General features: G+C 41.2%; 16 protein-coding genes. 10 read left to right on the forward strand and 6 right to left on the reverse strand.

Annotated elements, in window-relative coordinates; all coding sequences use genetic code 11:
* The first annotated feature begins 291 nt into the window (after positions 1–291).
* Entirely contained in the window at positions 292–906 is a 615-nt protein-coding gene (locus AAZO_RS03890) for a GerMN domain-containing protein (protein ID WP_013190249.1), read from the forward strand.
* Positions 907–1,108: 202 nt separating this feature from the next.
* Here the strand turns inward: AAZO_RS03890 and accB are convergent, their stop codons facing one another.
* Positions 1,109–1,639 carry an acetyl-CoA carboxylase biotin carboxyl carrier protein gene (gene accB / locus AAZO_RS03895; protein ID WP_013190250.1) on the reverse strand — a complete coding sequence of 177 codons (531 nt, stop codon included), beginning with the start codon at positions 1,637–1,639 and terminating at the stop codon, positions 1,109–1,111.
* A gap of 191 nt (positions 1,640–1,830) precedes the next feature.
* The gene (gene efp, locus AAZO_RS03900) at positions 1,831–2,388 is read right to left on the reverse strand and encodes an elongation factor P (RefSeq protein ID WP_013190251.1); all 558 of its coding nucleotides are present in this window, start codon (positions 2,386–2,388) and stop codon (positions 1,831–1,833) included.
* Here efp and AAZO_RS03905 point away from each other — a divergent pair.
* The 3 genes from AAZO_RS03905 to thiL all read left to right on the forward strand — a co-directional run bounded on the left by AAZO_RS03905 (position 2,387) and on the right by thiL (position 4,890).
* Positions 2,387–2,590 carry a hypothetical protein gene (locus AAZO_RS03905; RefSeq protein WP_041639439.1) on the forward strand — a complete coding sequence of 68 codons (204 nt, stop codon included), beginning with the start codon at positions 2,387–2,389 and terminating at the stop codon, positions 2,588–2,590. The two genes, efp and AAZO_RS03905, sit on opposite strands and share 2 nt — an antisense overlap.
* A gap of 44 nt (positions 2,591–2,634) precedes the next feature.
* Positions 2,635–3,741: a peptidylprolyl isomerase gene (locus tag AAZO_RS03910; protein ID WP_013190252.1), complete on the forward strand. Its 1,107-nt coding sequence runs from the start codon at positions 2,635–2,637 to the stop codon at positions 3,739–3,741.
* Positions 3,742–3,849: 108 nt separating this feature from the next.
* The gene (gene thiL, locus AAZO_RS03915) at positions 3,850–4,890 is read left to right on the forward strand and encodes a thiamine-phosphate kinase (protein WP_013190253.1); all 1,041 of its coding nucleotides are present in this window, start codon (positions 3,850–3,852) and stop codon (positions 4,888–4,890) included.
* 64 nt (positions 4,891–4,954) lie between these two features.
* On the opposite strand, the gene AAZO_RS03920 is transcribed toward thiL, so the two are convergent.
* Entirely contained in the window at positions 4,955–5,968 is a 1,014-nt protein-coding gene (locus tag AAZO_RS03920) for a type I glyceraldehyde-3-phosphate dehydrogenase (protein ID WP_013190254.1), read from the reverse strand.
* Positions 5,969–6,083: 115 nt separating this feature from the next.
* Positions 6,084–6,710: a nicotinate (nicotinamide) nucleotide adenylyltransferase gene (gene nadD / locus AAZO_RS03925; protein WP_013190255.1), complete on the reverse strand. Its 627-nt coding sequence runs from the start codon at positions 6,708–6,710 to the stop codon at positions 6,084–6,086.
* 453 nt (positions 6,711–7,163) lie between these two features.
* Between nadD and murC the strand changes: the two genes are divergently transcribed.
* The 4 genes from murC to AAZO_RS03945 all read left to right on the forward strand — a co-directional run bounded on the left by murC (position 7,164) and on the right by AAZO_RS03945 (position 10,838).
* On the forward strand, positions 7,164–8,645 hold the full coding sequence (gene murC, locus AAZO_RS03930; RefSeq protein ID WP_013190256.1) for a UDP-N-acetylmuramate--L-alanine ligase: 1,482 nt from the start codon (positions 7,164–7,166) through the stop codon (positions 8,643–8,645).
* A gap of 125 nt (positions 8,646–8,770) precedes the next feature.
* The gene (murB, locus tag AAZO_RS03935) at positions 8,771–9,769 is read left to right on the forward strand and encodes a UDP-N-acetylmuramate dehydrogenase (protein ID WP_041639441.1); all 999 of its coding nucleotides are present in this window, start codon (positions 8,771–8,773) and stop codon (positions 9,767–9,769) included.
* 130 nt (positions 9,770–9,899) lie between these two features.
* A complete protein-coding gene (locus AAZO_RS03940; RefSeq protein ID WP_013190258.1) occupies positions 9,900–10,250 on the forward strand; it encodes a YbaB/EbfC family nucleoid-associated protein in 351 nt (116 codons plus the stop codon).
* 114 nt (positions 10,251–10,364) lie between these two features.
* Positions 10,365–10,838, forward strand: a complete 474-nt coding sequence (locus AAZO_RS03945) for a low molecular weight protein-tyrosine-phosphatase (protein WP_013190259.1) — start codon at positions 10,365–10,367, stop codon at positions 10,836–10,838.
* A gap of 62 nt (positions 10,839–10,900) precedes the next feature.
* On the opposite strand, the gene AAZO_RS03950 is transcribed toward AAZO_RS03945, so the two are convergent.
* Positions 10,901–11,584 carry a response regulator transcription factor gene (locus AAZO_RS03950; RefSeq protein ID WP_013190260.1) on the reverse strand — a complete coding sequence of 228 codons (684 nt, stop codon included), beginning with the start codon at positions 11,582–11,584 and terminating at the stop codon, positions 10,901–10,903.
* 309 nt (positions 11,585–11,893) lie between these two features.
* On the opposite strand from AAZO_RS03950, the gene smpB reads away from it, so the two are divergent.
* On the forward strand, positions 11,894–12,361 hold the full coding sequence (smpB, locus tag AAZO_RS03955; RefSeq protein ID WP_013190261.1) for an SsrA-binding protein SmpB: 468 nt from the start codon (positions 11,894–11,896) through the stop codon (positions 12,359–12,361).
* A gap of 548 nt (positions 12,362–12,909) precedes the next feature.
* Entirely contained in the window at positions 12,910–13,188 is a 279-nt protein-coding gene (locus AAZO_RS03960; RefSeq protein WP_013190262.1) for a WGxxGxxG family protein, read from the forward strand.
* Between the two features lie 131 nt (positions 13,189–13,319).
* On the opposite strand, the gene AAZO_RS03965 is transcribed toward AAZO_RS03960, so the two are convergent.
* Positions 13,320–14,735: an IctB family putative bicarbonate transporter gene (locus AAZO_RS03965; RefSeq protein ID WP_013190263.1), complete on the reverse strand. Its 1,416-nt coding sequence runs from the start codon at positions 14,733–14,735 to the stop codon at positions 13,320–13,322.
* Positions 14,736–14,779 lie beyond the last annotated feature (44 nt).

A 14,779-nucleotide genomic window follows, 5' to 3' on the forward strand; every position in this document is an offset into this window, starting at 1 on the left:
ATTTACATAAAGTTTCAGGTGACGGACAAGAACTGTCAACCTAAAATTAAGGATGAGATAAAGTTACTGTGGGTGCCAAATTACAAATTGCTGAAATAGCCTAATCAATAGGATTCCTAATCAATCTCACATCCCCAATGGTATGAGACAGGTTAAATTAAAATCAGCATTATTTTCATATACTCAGGCATCTACCAATTTCAAGAAACTCCCCACGCATCCCTATCGTCTTTAACCAGGCTGCTGCTCTTGTAAACAGTATTTCAGCCCTTTGTCAAGTAGGTTTTATATATGAATGACCAACAAAGAACTAACCGTAATGTTTCTTCAGGTGTAATAGCAGCCGTCTCAGCTGCGGTTGTAGCGGTAAGTGGTGGGGTAGCTTGGTTGACTTCCCAAACTCCTAATACCTCTACACCAGGAAACCCTTCTCAAAGCATTAAACAGCCTCAAAAGCCATTAACTACCAAGCCAGGTAATGAACAAAGCGCCAATATATATTGGCTGAGACCAACAGAAAAAAGCCTGGAGTTAGTTCCTCAGCCTGTTAAAATTGCTGCTGCACAACCTAACCAAGCTTTAGAAGCTGCTTTCAAAACTTTGTTAGCAGGGCCAACTGAAGGTTCAGATTCCACAACTATTCCCAAAGGAACTCAACTACTGGGACTAAAGGTGGAAAATAACGATGTTCACGTCAATTTATCAGAAGATTTTACTAGTGGTGGTGGTAGCACTTCAATGCTTGGTCGTATAGGTCAGGTTGTTTACACGGCTACAACACTCAATCCTAACGCCAAGGTTTACATTGAGGTTAATGGTAAGCAGTTAGATGTTTTAGGTGGTGAAGGAGTGGAATTACAACAACCACTCACTCGTGAAACCTTTAACAAAAATTATCCTCTTTAGTCAGTGGTCAGTGGTCAGTGGGTTATTAGTTTTCTTTGCAACTGACAACTGACTAATTTTTAGATTTACTTGGCAGGCTGAAGTTTTAGACTACTTGTTGCACTATTTCTGGTGGTATAGACAACGTTTCTCTCATCAGGATTAACCCGCATGTAAGTAATCAGAGTTTTAACAATGACTTATGTCATAGATAGATTAATAGTTAATCAGGGTTAATTCGCATCAAAGGTTGACCATATTCGATAGGTTCGCCATTTTGCACCAAAATTTCCATTACCTGTCCAGAAACTTCTGCTTCAATTTCATTCATCAGCTTCATTGCTTCAATGATACAGACTGATTGACCACTGCGGACGCGATCACCTACTTCCACAAATGGCGGTTCACCAGGTGCAGGTGCGCGGTAAAAAGTTCCTACCATGGGAGATTGCACCTCTACAAATCTGGCTGAAGGCGTATTCACTGACAAAGGTGATTGCCCCCCACCTACAGAATTATCACGGCTGGCGGCCGCTTCTGGTAGCTGTGTGGATGCTATTTGGTTTCCTGTTGTCACCGATGTCAATCCCGAACCAACCACACCGCCTAGTGTTGCTTGACCCACTGACAATACAGGAGTGACACCTTTACGTACTGTTAACTCAAAATCGTCGCTTTTGAGGGTTACTTCGGCAATATCCGTTTGTGCAATAGTTGCCAGTAGTTGGCGGATTTCATTAAAGTCTAATGGCACAGTTTTTTTTCCTCGACCTAACCGTAAATGAGAATCTTAAGTGTGGCAGGGATTAAAATCCCTATATATATAAACAAGGGATTGAAATCGGTGTCACCAATTTTCGATTTTGGATTTGTAATTGGAAATAATAATTGCCTATTACCCATTACTTAATCACTATTCCAAGTTGGTATCAGGAGAAATCAAAATTATTCCCTGCCCAAGTATTTATCTTCCCTGGTATCTATCTTTATACGTTCTCCTTGGGTAATAAACAAGGGAACCATTATTGTTGCACCAGTTTCCACAATTGCGGGTTTAGTGCCACCTGTGGCAGTATCACCTTTAATACCAGGATCAGTTTGCACAACTTCCAGAACTACAGAATTAGGTAGTTCCACTTCTAGAACTTGTTCACCCCAACGAATAACGTTGGCTTCCATACCTTCCTTAAGGTACTTTACGCGATCCCCAATTTGTGCAGCACTCAATCTACCTTCTTCATAAGTTTCCATATCCATAAAGACAAATTCTTCACCTTCTTTATAGGTATGCTGCATCGTGATCTTTTCCAACGTAGCTTGGGGTACTGTTTCTCCAGCCCTGAACGTTCTTTCTACCACACTCCCGTTCTGGACATTTTTCAGCTTAGTTCTGACAAAAGCAGAACCCTTCCCAGGCTTAACGTGGAGAAATTCAACGACTCGCCATACAGACCCGTCTAGGACAATAGAAACACCGGGTCGAAAATCATTACTGGAGATCATGAAACTTTCAATTTTTGCAAGACAATCGGCATTTATTGTACCCTTCAAAGGTAGTCAGTTATCAGTTACTAGTGACCAGTTATCACGGTTTATTGTTCACTGTTCACTGTTACCTGCCTTGTTAACTCCTAAGTATCAAAAGACTACTGATAAAAAACTCAAGACTCAGGACTGTTACTATGGGAAGATTATTCATGGGTGATTTCCTCCTCAACAATTTATTTGATGCTGCATTTGAGCAAATCCATGTTTAACTTATTAAAGTCCTGGCTGAAACACAGCCTAAGGGCAATACTCCTGGTAACAATACTTTTAGGCATAAGTACAGTCGGGTGGACTTTTTCCAGTTACGCCGCCCTGCCATCTGGGAATGCAATTACCGACGGCAAAGCTTTGTTAAGGTATGCACTCCCCATAGATAATCAACCAGTCAGAAAACTGCAAGCTAGTTTAGAAGACATTTCTAACCAACTACGTGCCAATAAGCGTTGGGGTGCAGTTTCCAGAGACCTCAGCCAAGCATCACGGATTCTCGATAAACCCTCCCAAATCTTAGCAAGCGTTCCCGAAGAACGCCAGCCCCAAGCTTCAGCTTGGATTACTGAGTTAAAATCTGGCATAGCAGAACTGCAAGAAGTAGTCAAAAACAAACAAAAAGACCCTATTGTTGAAGGCAGAGCCAAATTACTCAGCCTCATTACCTTGCTAGAAGAATCAATGGTGAAGAAATTCCCCTTTGAAGTCCCTGCTGAATACAGCAATTTACCACAACTTAAAGGTCGTGCCACCATCGCCTTCAAAACCAACAAAGGCGATCTTACCGTAGTCGTAGATGGTTATAGCGCCCCTGTCACTGCTGGTAATTTTGTCGATTTAGTACAACAGGGTTTTTACAACGGTTTAGAATTTACCCGTTCTGAAGAATCTTACGTATTACAAACTGGAGATCCAGAGGGCAAAGAACTCGGTTTTATCGATCCCAAAACAGGTAAATATCGGGCTATTCCCTTAGAGATTTTAGTAGAAGGTGAAAAAGAACCCACCTATGGCATTACTCTCGAAGATGCTGGACGTTATCTTGATATGCCAGTATTGCCTTTTTCCTCCTTTGGTGCATTAGCAATGGCACGTCCTGAAAGTGATGCCAACGGTGCTTCTTCTCAAGTTTTCTTTTTCCTCTTTGAACCAGAACTGACTCCCGCAGGACGTAATCTTTTAGATGGTCGCTATACTGTGTTTGGCTATCTGACAGAAGGTAAAGAGATTTTAGATAAACTCAAAGCTGGTGACAAAATTGAATCAGCTAACGTTGTTCAAGGCATTGAAAATTTAGTTCAGCCTCAACCAGCATAATCAATTTTGGATTATAGATTTTGGATTTTGGATTAATTCTGAAATCTGAAATCTAAATTAGTTATTAATCATTAGTTATTTATCTAACCTGTAAGCGAAAAATCAATTGTGAATAGTGATTTATCTTACCTACAAGTTCGAGATATTGGTGAACAAGGTATTTTAGAAAGATTACAACGCTTTTGTCCACCAGAAATTATTGGTGATGATGCGGCGGTTTTGGCTATAACAGCACAAGAATCTTTGGTTGTTACCACAGATATGCTAGTTGATGGCGTGCATTTTAGTGATATTACCACCTCACCAGAAGATACTGGTTGGCGTGCATCTGCCGCAAATTTATCAGATTTAGCTGCTATGGGTGCTTTTCCCTTGGGTATCACCGTCGGGTTAGGGTTACCTGGAGATTTAGCTGTGAGTTGGGTGGAAAGACTATATCAGGGAATGACAGAATGCTTGCAAAAGTACAATGTGCCTATCCTTGGTGGTGATATTGTACGATCGCCCATCACCACTTTAGCAATTACCGCCTTTGGTCAAGCCAACCCCAATTTCATTATCCGTCGTTCAACGGCACAGGTGGGAGATGCAATCATCGTCACAGGTATACACGGAGCCTCCCGTGCAGGCTTAGAATTACTCCTCAATCCCCAAATATGTCAAAACCTCGAAAGTGAAGAAAAAGCAGCTTTAATCAAAGCACACCAGCGCCCCAACCCCCGTTTGGATGTCATACCCATCCTTCAAGAAATTTTCACATCCCCCTGCCCTATTTCCATCTCTGGTATGGACAGTAGCGATGGTTTAGCAGACGCTGTATTACAAATCTGCCGTGCTAGTAGAGTAGGTGCGATTTTAGAACAGAGTAAAATTCCTCTACCATCAGCTTTTCATAAGTGGCTAACACCAGGGCAATGGCTTCACCCGCCGCAGGCATGGCTAAATTATGCCCTATACGGTGGCGAAGATTTTGAATTAGTCCTGTGTTTACCACCACCAGCCGCATTAACATTAGTCCAAAAATTAGGTGCAGGTGCATCCATAATAGGCACAATTACACCAGGATTAACAGTCATATTACACCATGAAAACGAAAGAATCCCCGACCAAGCCCTAAGTCTCAGTCAGGGATTTCAACACTTTAGTTAGTTGTCAGTGGTCAGTAGTTAGTAGTGAGTAGTTTCTTATTTCCAATCACCAATTACCAATCACCTTAGACCCATTTTTGGGCTACTAATTCAGCCAAATCTAGAACTCGTTGGCTGTAACCCCACTCATTGTCATACCATGCCATGACTTTCACCATGTCATTGCCCATCACCATAGTCAAGTTGGCATCAACAATAGAAGACTCATTTGTACCTTGATAATCAGAAGATACAAGTTGAAGTTCACTATAGCCTAAAATGCCTTTAAGAGAACCTTCAGAAGCATCTTTGAGAGCTTGGTTAACTTCTTCAGTAATAGTGCGCTTCTCAACCTGAACCACAAAATCCACCATCGAAACGTTGGGGGTAGGTACACGCAAAGCTACACCATTCAGCTTACCCTTCAAGGCTGGAAGTACCAATGCCACTGCTTTTGCCGCACCAGTAGAAGTAGGAACAATGTTAATAGCTGCTGCTCTTGCACGACGTAAATCACGGTGAGAAGCGTCTAGCAAACGCTGGTCTCCAGTGTAGCTGTGGGTAGTGGTCATTGTGCCTTTGATGATGCCAAATTTCTCATTTAACACCTTGGCAATGGGAGCCAAACAGTTAGTAGTACAGCTGGCATTACTAATGATGTTGTGTAAGTTGTGATCATAATCATGATGATTCACACCCATCACAAAAGTACCATCTTCATTTTTACCAGGGGCGGTAATCAGAACCTTCTTAGCACCAGCATTTACGTGCCTCATTGCCCCTTCTTTGCTGGTAAAAACACCAGTTGATTCAATAATCAGGTCAATGTTCCACTCTTTCCAGGGCAAGTTATCTGGGTTGCGATCAGATACGCATTTAATCGTCTTACCGTTAACAGTGATGGAATTATCATCAGCAGTAATATCGGCATTTTGTAACCTCCCCAGCATAGAGTCATATCTGAGGAGGTGAGCATTGGTTCTAGGGTCAGAGGTATCATTGATAGCCACAAGCTCAATTTGGCTATTTTCTCTACCCACCCAGCAGCGTGCGAAGTTCCGTCCAATTCGCCCGAAACCGTTGATTGCAACTCTAATCACAGTGTCTTGCCCTCTGTATTTATGCCTATAAGTTGATATCGTTGACCCCAATCATATCGCAAAGGGGGGGAGTCTTTATAACCATAAAGTGTTAGATATAAAAAAAACACATAATTTATTCAGAATTATTTGTGTAAAGGTTGTGATTGACGATGTAGGATCTGACGGTATCAGGTACTAAATCACCAATTGCACAACCTTGGCGACAAAGTTCACGCATTATACTGGACGAAAATCTAAGTAAAGGTGTATGCAGTAATTGCCAATTAATGATATATGATTGTTCTTTAAGTTGTTGCTCCACTTGCTTGCAGATTGACTCACTTTGAGGTATAGTCTCACCACCTAGCAGTCGGGGTGCAATTAACCAATCACACATTTGTGCTAGTTCTGGTCCACGATACCAACGGGGTAAAGTTTGGAATGTATCCAAACCAATAATCCAGTACCAATGAGTATTTGGGTAACAAGCAGATAATTCAATCAGGGTGTTGATAGAGTATGAAGCCCCAGAGTGCTTTTTCTCAATGAGTGAGACAGTAAATCTTGGGTGGTGTTTCGTGGCTAGTTGCAGCATAGCTACCCGATGCTCAAATAAAGCTGCTTGTTTATGAGGAGGATTTTTTGAGACTACCCAAATTACCTGTTCTAGATGTAATTGTTCCAACGCTGTTTTGGCCACAAGCAGATGTCCCCAATGAATTGGGTCAAATGTGCCACCAAAAATCGCTACTTGTTGCATCCAGTTCAGAACTTGGGAATTATTAGGTGAGATGGATAGAGAGGGCGTTTGTATCTAGACTATCAACTTGAGTCCAGAGATATCTTTCTACAACTGGTTGAATAATATTTTCACTCCCAATGTACTATTGTAGTCAACTCAAGCTGAGGCTGAAGGCAATCTCAAATCAGCCACTAATTCCAGTAAGGTAAATAAAAATATGTGTTCACAATTACAAGAAAGATTTCCCCGATGTAGCCCCAATTTTCAGAATGATCATATAAAGATATCAGCAATAGAAAAAATCTCGGTTGAGGGTAATATTCTTTTCAACAAACAAAACCAAAGTAAAAAATTAACCCTTTATTCACCCATGACTATGTGACAGGACCCGTATCTGTAAAAATCAAAATCCTGTTATGATACCCGTGTCATTTGTAAAGATTGTTTGGTGTGGTGTTAGAGGAAAAAAAGATGAACAATTCTATAGATTTTAGCGGTAGACCATTTCATTTCATAGGGATTGGCGGCATAGGAATGTCTGCGCTGGCTTATGTTTTAGCAAAGCGTCAGTTGCCAGTATCCGGTTCTGACTTGCGTACTAATCAAATTACCCGTAAGTTAGAATCTCTAGGCGCTCACATTTTTAGTAGACAAGAAGCCAGGAATCTTGAATTCTTTCGTCCCCAAGTATCGACTAATGGAATATTACTAAATTCTCAAGAACAACTGTCTGCTACCAAAACAATATTACCCCAAGTAATTTGTTCCACAGCTATTAACACGAATAATTTAGAATACAAAGCAGCCCTAGAATTGGGTTGTCCGATTTTACACCGTTCAGATGTATTAGCAGCCTTGATTGCTGATTACTACAGCATTGCTGTCGCAGGAACTCACGGCAAAACTACAACCACTAGCATCATTGGTTATATGCTGCTACAAGCTGGTCTTGACCCAACTATTTTGGTTGGTGGTGAAGTTAACGCTTGGGAAGGTAATGCTCGATTAGGGGAAAGTAAGTATCTAGTAGCTGAGGCAGATGAATCAGATGGTTCACTCGTCAAACACTCCCCAGCTATTGGAGTTATTACTAATATTGAACTAGATCATCCCGACCACTACGAGAATTTAGAAGAAGTAGTAGACACTTTCCAAAAATTTGCCCAAGGTTGCCAAATTTTGGTAGGTAGCATTGATTGTGACACAGTGCGCGATTGCTTCGATCGTCCAGGACAACGCCTGAAGCCAACTATTAGTTACAGTCTACATCCAGAAACCAACGCCGATTATACAGTCACCAATATTGACTATCGTGCTGATGGGACAACAGCACTAGTTTGGGAAAAAGCCAAAGCTTTAGGTGTATTGAATTTACGCCTCCTGAGTCGGCATAATCTCAGCAATGGTCTAGCAGCAGTTGCTGTAGGACGCTCTCTGGGTTTAGAATTTGGGGAAATCGCCAAAGGTATCGCTACCTTTGAAGGTGCAAGACGGCGCTTTGAGTTCCGGGGGGAAGCGGCTGGTATTACCTTCATTGATGATTATGCCCATCACCCTAGCGAAATTCGTGCAACTCTTGCGGCAGCAAGTCTCCAAGCTAGACCAGGACAACGGGTAGTTGCTATTTTCCAACCACATCGTTATAGTCGTACACTCACATTTTTAGACCAATTTGCTGGGTCATTTGCCCACGCTGACTTAGTCGTATTGACTGACATTTACAGTGCTGGTGAAGCCGATTTAGGACAAATTAGTGGTGAACAACTGGCAGATGAAATTGCCAAGCAACATCCCCAAGTTATTTATCAACCAACTCTATCTTCTATCCGTGAATTATTGTTGTCAACGCTACGCCCTGGAGACTTAGCACTATTTTTAGGTGCAGGTAATTTGAATCAGGCAATTCCTGAAGTCATTGCCACACTTCGTGAACCTGCTACGGCGACATCCTAAGTAGACCCAACTTGCTAGGTTTTCTCTGTGATTCAATTCTTCATCTAGCAATAGTTTCAGCATTTAATATTAGTACCGTAGGAATACGGCAATATTTTGTAACGAAAATTCGCAAAAAAGTAAATATGACAACCTCCCAGGTATCTGGAAACGTCTGCATGATTTCTGCTTTGACTACCAATAAACAGGAAAAAGCCAATTTAACTGAAAGAAACATAATTCACTTACCTGGCACTGATTGTGTGATCAAATCCGCAGCTTCTTTATCAGCATTTACTTCCTATAGAGTTGGGGGATCTGCTGAATGGTATGTCGCCCCCCGCAGTTTAGAAGCTCTACAAGCAAGTATTGAGTACGCAAAAGACCTAAATTTGCCAGTAACCATACTTGGAGCAGGTTCTAACTTATTAGTAAGTGATCAAGGTATACCGGGCTTAGTGATTGCTAGTCGTCATTTTCGTTCTAAGCACTTCGACTTACAAACAGGTCAATTGACAGTTGCTGCCGGAGAATCTATTCCTAGCTTGGCATGGGAAGCAGCAGATTTAGGATGGCAAGGTTTAGAGTGGGCTGTTGGTATCCCCGGAACCGTTGGTGGTGCTGTTGTTATGAATGCAGGAGCGCATAATAGCTGCATTGCAGATATGTTAGTTAGTGCTGAATTACTCTCACCAGATGGTAGATTAGAAACTATTACCCCTGCTGAATTAGGTTATCAATACCGAAGTTCATTATTACAAAGGGGTAAACGCATAGTCACTCAAGCTACTTTCCAACTCCAGCCAGGAGCAGATCCAGCAAAAGTCCTAGCCACAACCAAAGAACATAAACAACATCGGCTGACTACCCAACCTTACAACTATCCTAGTTGTGGTAGTGTTTTCCGCAATCCTAAAACTTATTCTGCTGGCTGGTTGATTGAACAAGCTGGTTTAAAAGGCTACCAAATTGGTGGAGCGCAAGTTGCCCAACTTCACGCCAATTTTATCGTTAATCGTGGCGGGGCTAAAGCCAGCGATATCTTCTGTCTTATTAGTCATATTCAACGTGAGGTACAAGAACGTTGGTCCATTTGGTTAGAGCCAGAAGTTAAAATGATCGGCGAGTTTCAACCAGTGGGTTGATAGGGACAGGTGACAGGTGAGAGAAAATAACTTTTACCAATTACCAATCACCAATTACCAATTACCCATTACCTACCACATCTATAATTGAATTTGATTTGTTATTCAAAGTATAAGTGGACAACTAATTATGACAGCAGGAAAAGGCCAGGGATTTGGTTTTGGACTAGGAAAAATGAAAGAACTAGCGGCAGCTTTTCAAAAAGCACAGCAAGTTCAAGAAGGAGCAAAGCGTCTCCAGGAAGAATTAGAGCAAATGGAGATCCAAGGAGAGTCTGGTGGTGGACTAGTCAAGGTTATTGTCAGCGGCAACCAAGAACCCAGAAGAGTAGAAATTTCCCCAGATGCTTTGGGTGAAGGTGCAGATGTACTTTCTGATCTGATAACAGCGGCTATGAAAGATGCCTACAATAAGTCCACTGCTACAATGCGGGAACGCATGGAAGACTTGACTAGTGGGTTAGAACTTCCAGGATTGTAGTTAATTAGTAATTAGTTATTAGTCAGTGGTCATTAGTCATCAGTCGATGGTCAGAGGTTAGTAGCAAAACAACTGACTATTTATAACTGACTACTGACACCCAAAAGGAAATTTATGGCTTACAAGTTACTGTTTGTCTGCTTGGGTAATATTTGCCGATCACCCTCAGCAGAAAATATTATGAATCATCTGGTTTCACAGGCTGGGTTGAGCGATCGCATTTATTGTGATTCTGCTGGTACTTCTAGTTATCACATTGGTAGTCCATCTGACCGACGTATGAGTGCGGCTGCTGTGTCTAAGTTGGGAATTAAACTCCTTGGTCAAGCTCGTCAGTTTCAAACATCAGACTTCCAAGAGTTTGATTTAATTCTGGCAATGGATAAGGACAACTATAAAAATATCCTGGCTGTTGACTCTTCAGGACAATATCACCATAAAGTCCGCTTGATTTGTGATTTTTGTTCTAGACACACTCTCAAAGAAGTTCCTGACCCCTATTATGGCGGAACAGAAGGATTTAATCAGGTGATTGATCTCCTCATTGATGCTTGTGAAGGTCTACTGGAGTACGTTAACAGCGTGTAGGGTGATGAGGAAGATGGGGGAGATGGGGAATAATCTATTCCTCCTGAACTCCTAAACTGCTATTATTCGACCAGTCCATGCTTCATTGCAAAACGCACGAGTTCGGCTCGATTGCTCGTTAAAGTTTTTCTCAATAAACTGCTGACATACTTTTCTACTGTTCGTGGACTCAGGTGTAATTGATTACCTATATCGGCATTAGATAAACCATGCGTCAATAATTCTAGAACTTCTTGTTCTCTAGTCGTTAGTGATGAGAGCAGTTTAGGTGCATGAATTTGGGTAGATAAGGCATGATTACTATCTCGGAGTTTTCCGGTTATGGAAGTCTCTAGATTGTCTTGATGAGGAAAACGGTACTCTGATTGAATAATTTGCGAGCGCTCTAGTAAATTCCTAATCGCTGCTGCTAACTCTTCTAATTCAAAAGGCTTAGGTAAATATAAATCGCAGCCTGATTGATATCCGAGAATTCTTTCTTGGGTTTTAGTTCGTTCTGTTAACAAAATTACAGGTAATAACCTAAACTCCGCTTTTTGACGCACCCGACGCACTAATTCATAGCCATTCAACCGTGGCATGACAATATCTGTAACAATTAAATCAGGATTGTTCTCTTCTACCATAGCCAAAGCCTCTTGACCGTCATCAGCCATAATCACTGAATAGCCAGACAGTTCAAGATAATCGCTAATAGATAGACGAGTACCCAAGTCGTCATCCACTACAAGGATTTTTAAGGCCATGGACAGTACACCCCTAGCATTTTTGTTCTCCAGCAATTTGCTTTTGATGAACACTATCAATATAAACTGGTAATAATAGTGTTCTTATGTTTCATACTATGACAGGATTACTTACCAATGACTGCATTTAGGATGATTTATAAAGAAAATCTTAAATGCTTAGGAAGTTTTCATAAAACTTAATATACTTAACCAGGAATCACAATGCTATAATAATGGATTGAATTAAATGTAAACTCAATTGGCTCAGTCTAGTTATTTAAATTACAGATTATCTTTAAATAAAATTTAATACAACGACAATTTCCAATGAGTGACAAAAACGAAGGTTTTAAAGTTATTACCGACAATCGACAAGCCCGTTATTTGTATGAAATCTTAGAAACCTACGAAGTGGGAATTCAACTTACAGGTACTGAGGTAAAATCCATCCGTGCGGGTAAAGTTAATCTCAAAGACGGCTATGGGTTGATTCGCAATGGCGAAGCATGGTTGATAAATGCACATATTTCTCCATACACTTCTAGTGGACAATATTTTAATCATGAACCACGCCGCACACGAAAATTATTGCTGCATCGTCAAGAAATCCGCAAGCTAATTGGTAAGGTGGAACAGCAAGGTTTAACTCTAGTGCCGTTGAAAATGTATCTTCAAGGGGGCTGGGTAAAACTGAGTATCGGCTTGGGTAAAGGCAAGAAAGTTCACGACAAGCGCGAAGATATAAAACGCCGTCAAGATCAGCGTGATATTCAAAGAGCAATGAAAAGTTATTGAGAAACTGGCGTGTAGATGAATCTTCTACTAGTCTGTAAACCCAAAAATGACCAAAAATAGGGTGTGGGGTGTAGGGAAAAATAGTTTACGACTTGATAACTGAGAAGTCGTCGTACAAAATAAATTTCACATTTCGGGAAGGCAAGAGGAAACTCTTAACATGGAACAGAACAACATTCTGGGGATTTCTATATTTTTGGCAAAATGTATAATTAGGGCTTGATCAGGTACAGAATCTAAATTGAAACCTAGAACACCGATTCAGTATTCAAAATTATGAATAAAAACCCAGTCTTTTCTCATTGATTCAACGAAATATCAAGCTTCCCCGTTACATAAATTCGGTTGTTGGGATTAATGAATCGGTGTTCTAGACCGCAAGAGAGTTGTACTCCTGACTCCTGACTCCTGCTGTAACTGATAACTGATTTAAGTATGTCCTGAGCCTGATTTAAGACAAAACCTAGTTTATAGCTGTAGATTGATTAACCCGATTTTGGGAATAGATACAGTGGTGAGAGTCAGGTATAAGGCAAGGCACTTTCACCATGAAAAGTAATTTCACCAGAACTATTGGCGCTGGAGTTCTCACTTTGAGTATGGGAATCTTACCCGTAAGTCTACCAGCGCAAACGCAAGTAACTCCACCCAGAACTGATGCTTTACCCAACAGAACTGTTTATGATGATCCTAATCATGTGAATTGGGGTTGGCTAGGACTGATTGGGCTAATAGGTCTAGCTGGTTTACTGGGTAAAAGACGTGAAGAAGAACCAACCCGTTATCCTGACCCCAATGCACCAGGGGCTACTACTTACAGAGACTAATTTGGATTTTAGAGTTTAGATTTGGGATAAAGGATGCTGAGTGTGAGTTGGTTTTGGCAATTTATGGATCAAAAAATAGTCGGTTGTCAGAAAAAATGATACTGACAACTAGACTTTATTACTGATGAATCTTACTTGAGTCCAGGTTCTGGGTTAGGTTGGTTTGTGGTTTGAGACAAAGGTGTCCAATAGCTAGCAACCAAAGCAACCATGAGCCACCAAAGGGTATTAAGTGAGGGACGATACCAGACGGTATCTACCATGCCATGAGCAAGCATACCTAGCAAAGCAGCGATTGCTCCAATTACCCAAAATCCTTCTATACTTCTTGATTCACGAAATCGTTGTAGTTGTATAAAAGCTGTATTAAAAGTGACAATTATTAACCAGAGAAAACAAGCTAAACCCATAAAACCAGTTTCCACAGCCACTTCTAAAAAAATCGAATAGGCGCTCAAAGCAGTATAGCGGGGTTGTTGGTAAAGAGGATAAACCTTGTTAAAAGAATGGTGTCCAGGGCCAATACCAATAATGGGGCGATCGCCTATCATCCTAAAGACAGCATCCCAAACATTTCGGCGAAAATTATTACTACTATCTTGACGGTCTGCAAAAATACTCACAACCCGCAAGCGCACAGGTTCAACAAAAATCATAGCCAGCACCAATACCCCAATTAAACTACCGAGAATAATTGGTAATGACCAAGTGCGCCAAAATGGTGGCATTTCTAGACTCCACCAATAAACCAACAAGGCCATTCCGGTTAAAAATGCTACTACTAAAGCAATCCAGCCCCCACGGCTATAAGTGAGAACCAAACAGATAGTATTAACAGCAAACATTGTTACAGCTAAAGTTTTCTTGAACCAGCCTTGCCAAGCAAAAATCGCCACTAAGCTTAAAACAACGGCTGGTAGGAGATATCCTGCCAATAAATTGGGATTACCTAAATAACTATAAACCCTTGTCGTTTTGGAGAGAGGAGACTCTGGATCAACCCAAGTCGCCAATGCTTTTGCACCAAAAAACCATTGCCTGATACCATATACACTGACAATCAGGGATGTGTGTAAATAAAGAGTGATCAGCCAAGACCGCATGCGGGAAAACCTCAGCACCCTTGCGCAGACAGTAAAAAGTAATAGATAGAGTGATAATGTCGCCAAATCACTCAAAGCTGCCTTTTTCACAGGAGATAAAGCAGTAGCGATTGCCGCAATTCCCCAATAAAGCAATACCAACAGATGAATAGGGGTTACAGAAGCTACATTTACAGAAGTTGTCTCATCAGATAAAGTGAGCAACAGCCAGAATCCTATACAAGCCAGCAACAACACCAGCATTAAAGTAGTGGATACAAAAGGTGCTAAAGCATAGACGAGACTAAGAAGAGCAGCTGCTATAGTATCTCCCCACTGCATCAACAGACTGGTTTGGCGCCAAGGACGTAAAATCCCGACCATAAAGCGATGCAGGTAACTGGTATTCAGATATTCTTTGAGCGGTAGAGAGGATAAAGTAAATCTTTGCCAGACTAAATTCATAAAACGTTGTCACCAAACAGCACCTATTGTGTGCAGAACTTGGC

The sequence above is a fragment of the 'Nostoc azollae' 0708 genome (assembly GCF_000196515.1).
GTDB classification, from domain to species: Bacteria; Cyanobacteriota; Cyanobacteriia; order Cyanobacteriales; family Nostocaceae; genus Trichormus_B; species Trichormus_B azollae.

What these genes read in the sequence shown, in the direction of transcription:
- AAZO_RS03890 (WP_013190249.1), top strand. Translation starts at nt 292, where the DNA reads ATGAATGACCAACAAAGAACTAACCGTAATGTTTCTTCAGGTGTAATA.
- AAZO_RS03905 (WP_041639439.1), top strand. Translation starts at nt 2,387, where the DNA reads ATGAAACTTTCAATTTTTGCAAGACAATCGGCATTTATTGTACCCTTC.
- efp (WP_013190251.1), bottom strand. Translation starts at nt 2,388, where the DNA reads ATGATCTCCAGTAATGATTTTCGACCCGGTGTTTCTATTGTCCTAGAC.
- AAZO_RS03910 (WP_013190252.1), top strand. Translation starts at nt 2,635, where the DNA reads ATGTTTAACTTATTAAAGTCCTGGCTGAAACACAGCCTAAGGGCAATA.
- nadD (WP_013190255.1), bottom strand. Translation starts at nt 6,710, where the DNA reads ATGCAACAAGTAGCGATTTTTGGTGGCACATTTGACCCAATTCATTGG.
- murC (WP_013190256.1), top strand. Translation starts at nt 7,164, where the DNA reads ATGAACAATTCTATAGATTTTAGCGGTAGACCATTTCATTTCATAGGG.
- murB (WP_041639441.1), top strand. Translation starts at nt 8,771, where the DNA reads ATGACAACCTCCCAGGTATCTGGAAACGTCTGCATGATTTCTGCTTTG.
- AAZO_RS03940 (WP_013190258.1), top strand. Translation starts at nt 9,900, where the DNA reads ATGACAGCAGGAAAAGGCCAGGGATTTGGTTTTGGACTAGGAAAAATG.
- AAZO_RS03945 (WP_013190259.1), top strand. Translation starts at nt 10,365, where the DNA reads ATGGCTTACAAGTTACTGTTTGTCTGCTTGGGTAATATTTGCCGATCA.
- AAZO_RS03950 (WP_013190260.1), bottom strand. Translation starts at nt 11,584, where the DNA reads ATGGCCTTAAAAATCCTTGTAGTGGATGACGACTTGGGTACTCGTCTA.
- smpB (WP_013190261.1), top strand. Translation starts at nt 11,894, where the DNA reads ATGAGTGACAAAAACGAAGGTTTTAAAGTTATTACCGACAATCGACAA.
- AAZO_RS03960 (WP_013190262.1), top strand. Translation starts at nt 12,910, where the DNA reads ATGAAAAGTAATTTCACCAGAACTATTGGCGCTGGAGTTCTCACTTTG.
- AAZO_RS03965 (WP_013190263.1), bottom strand. Translation starts at nt 14,735, where the DNA reads ATGAATTTAGTCTGGCAAAGATTTACTTTATCCTCTCTACCGCTCAAA.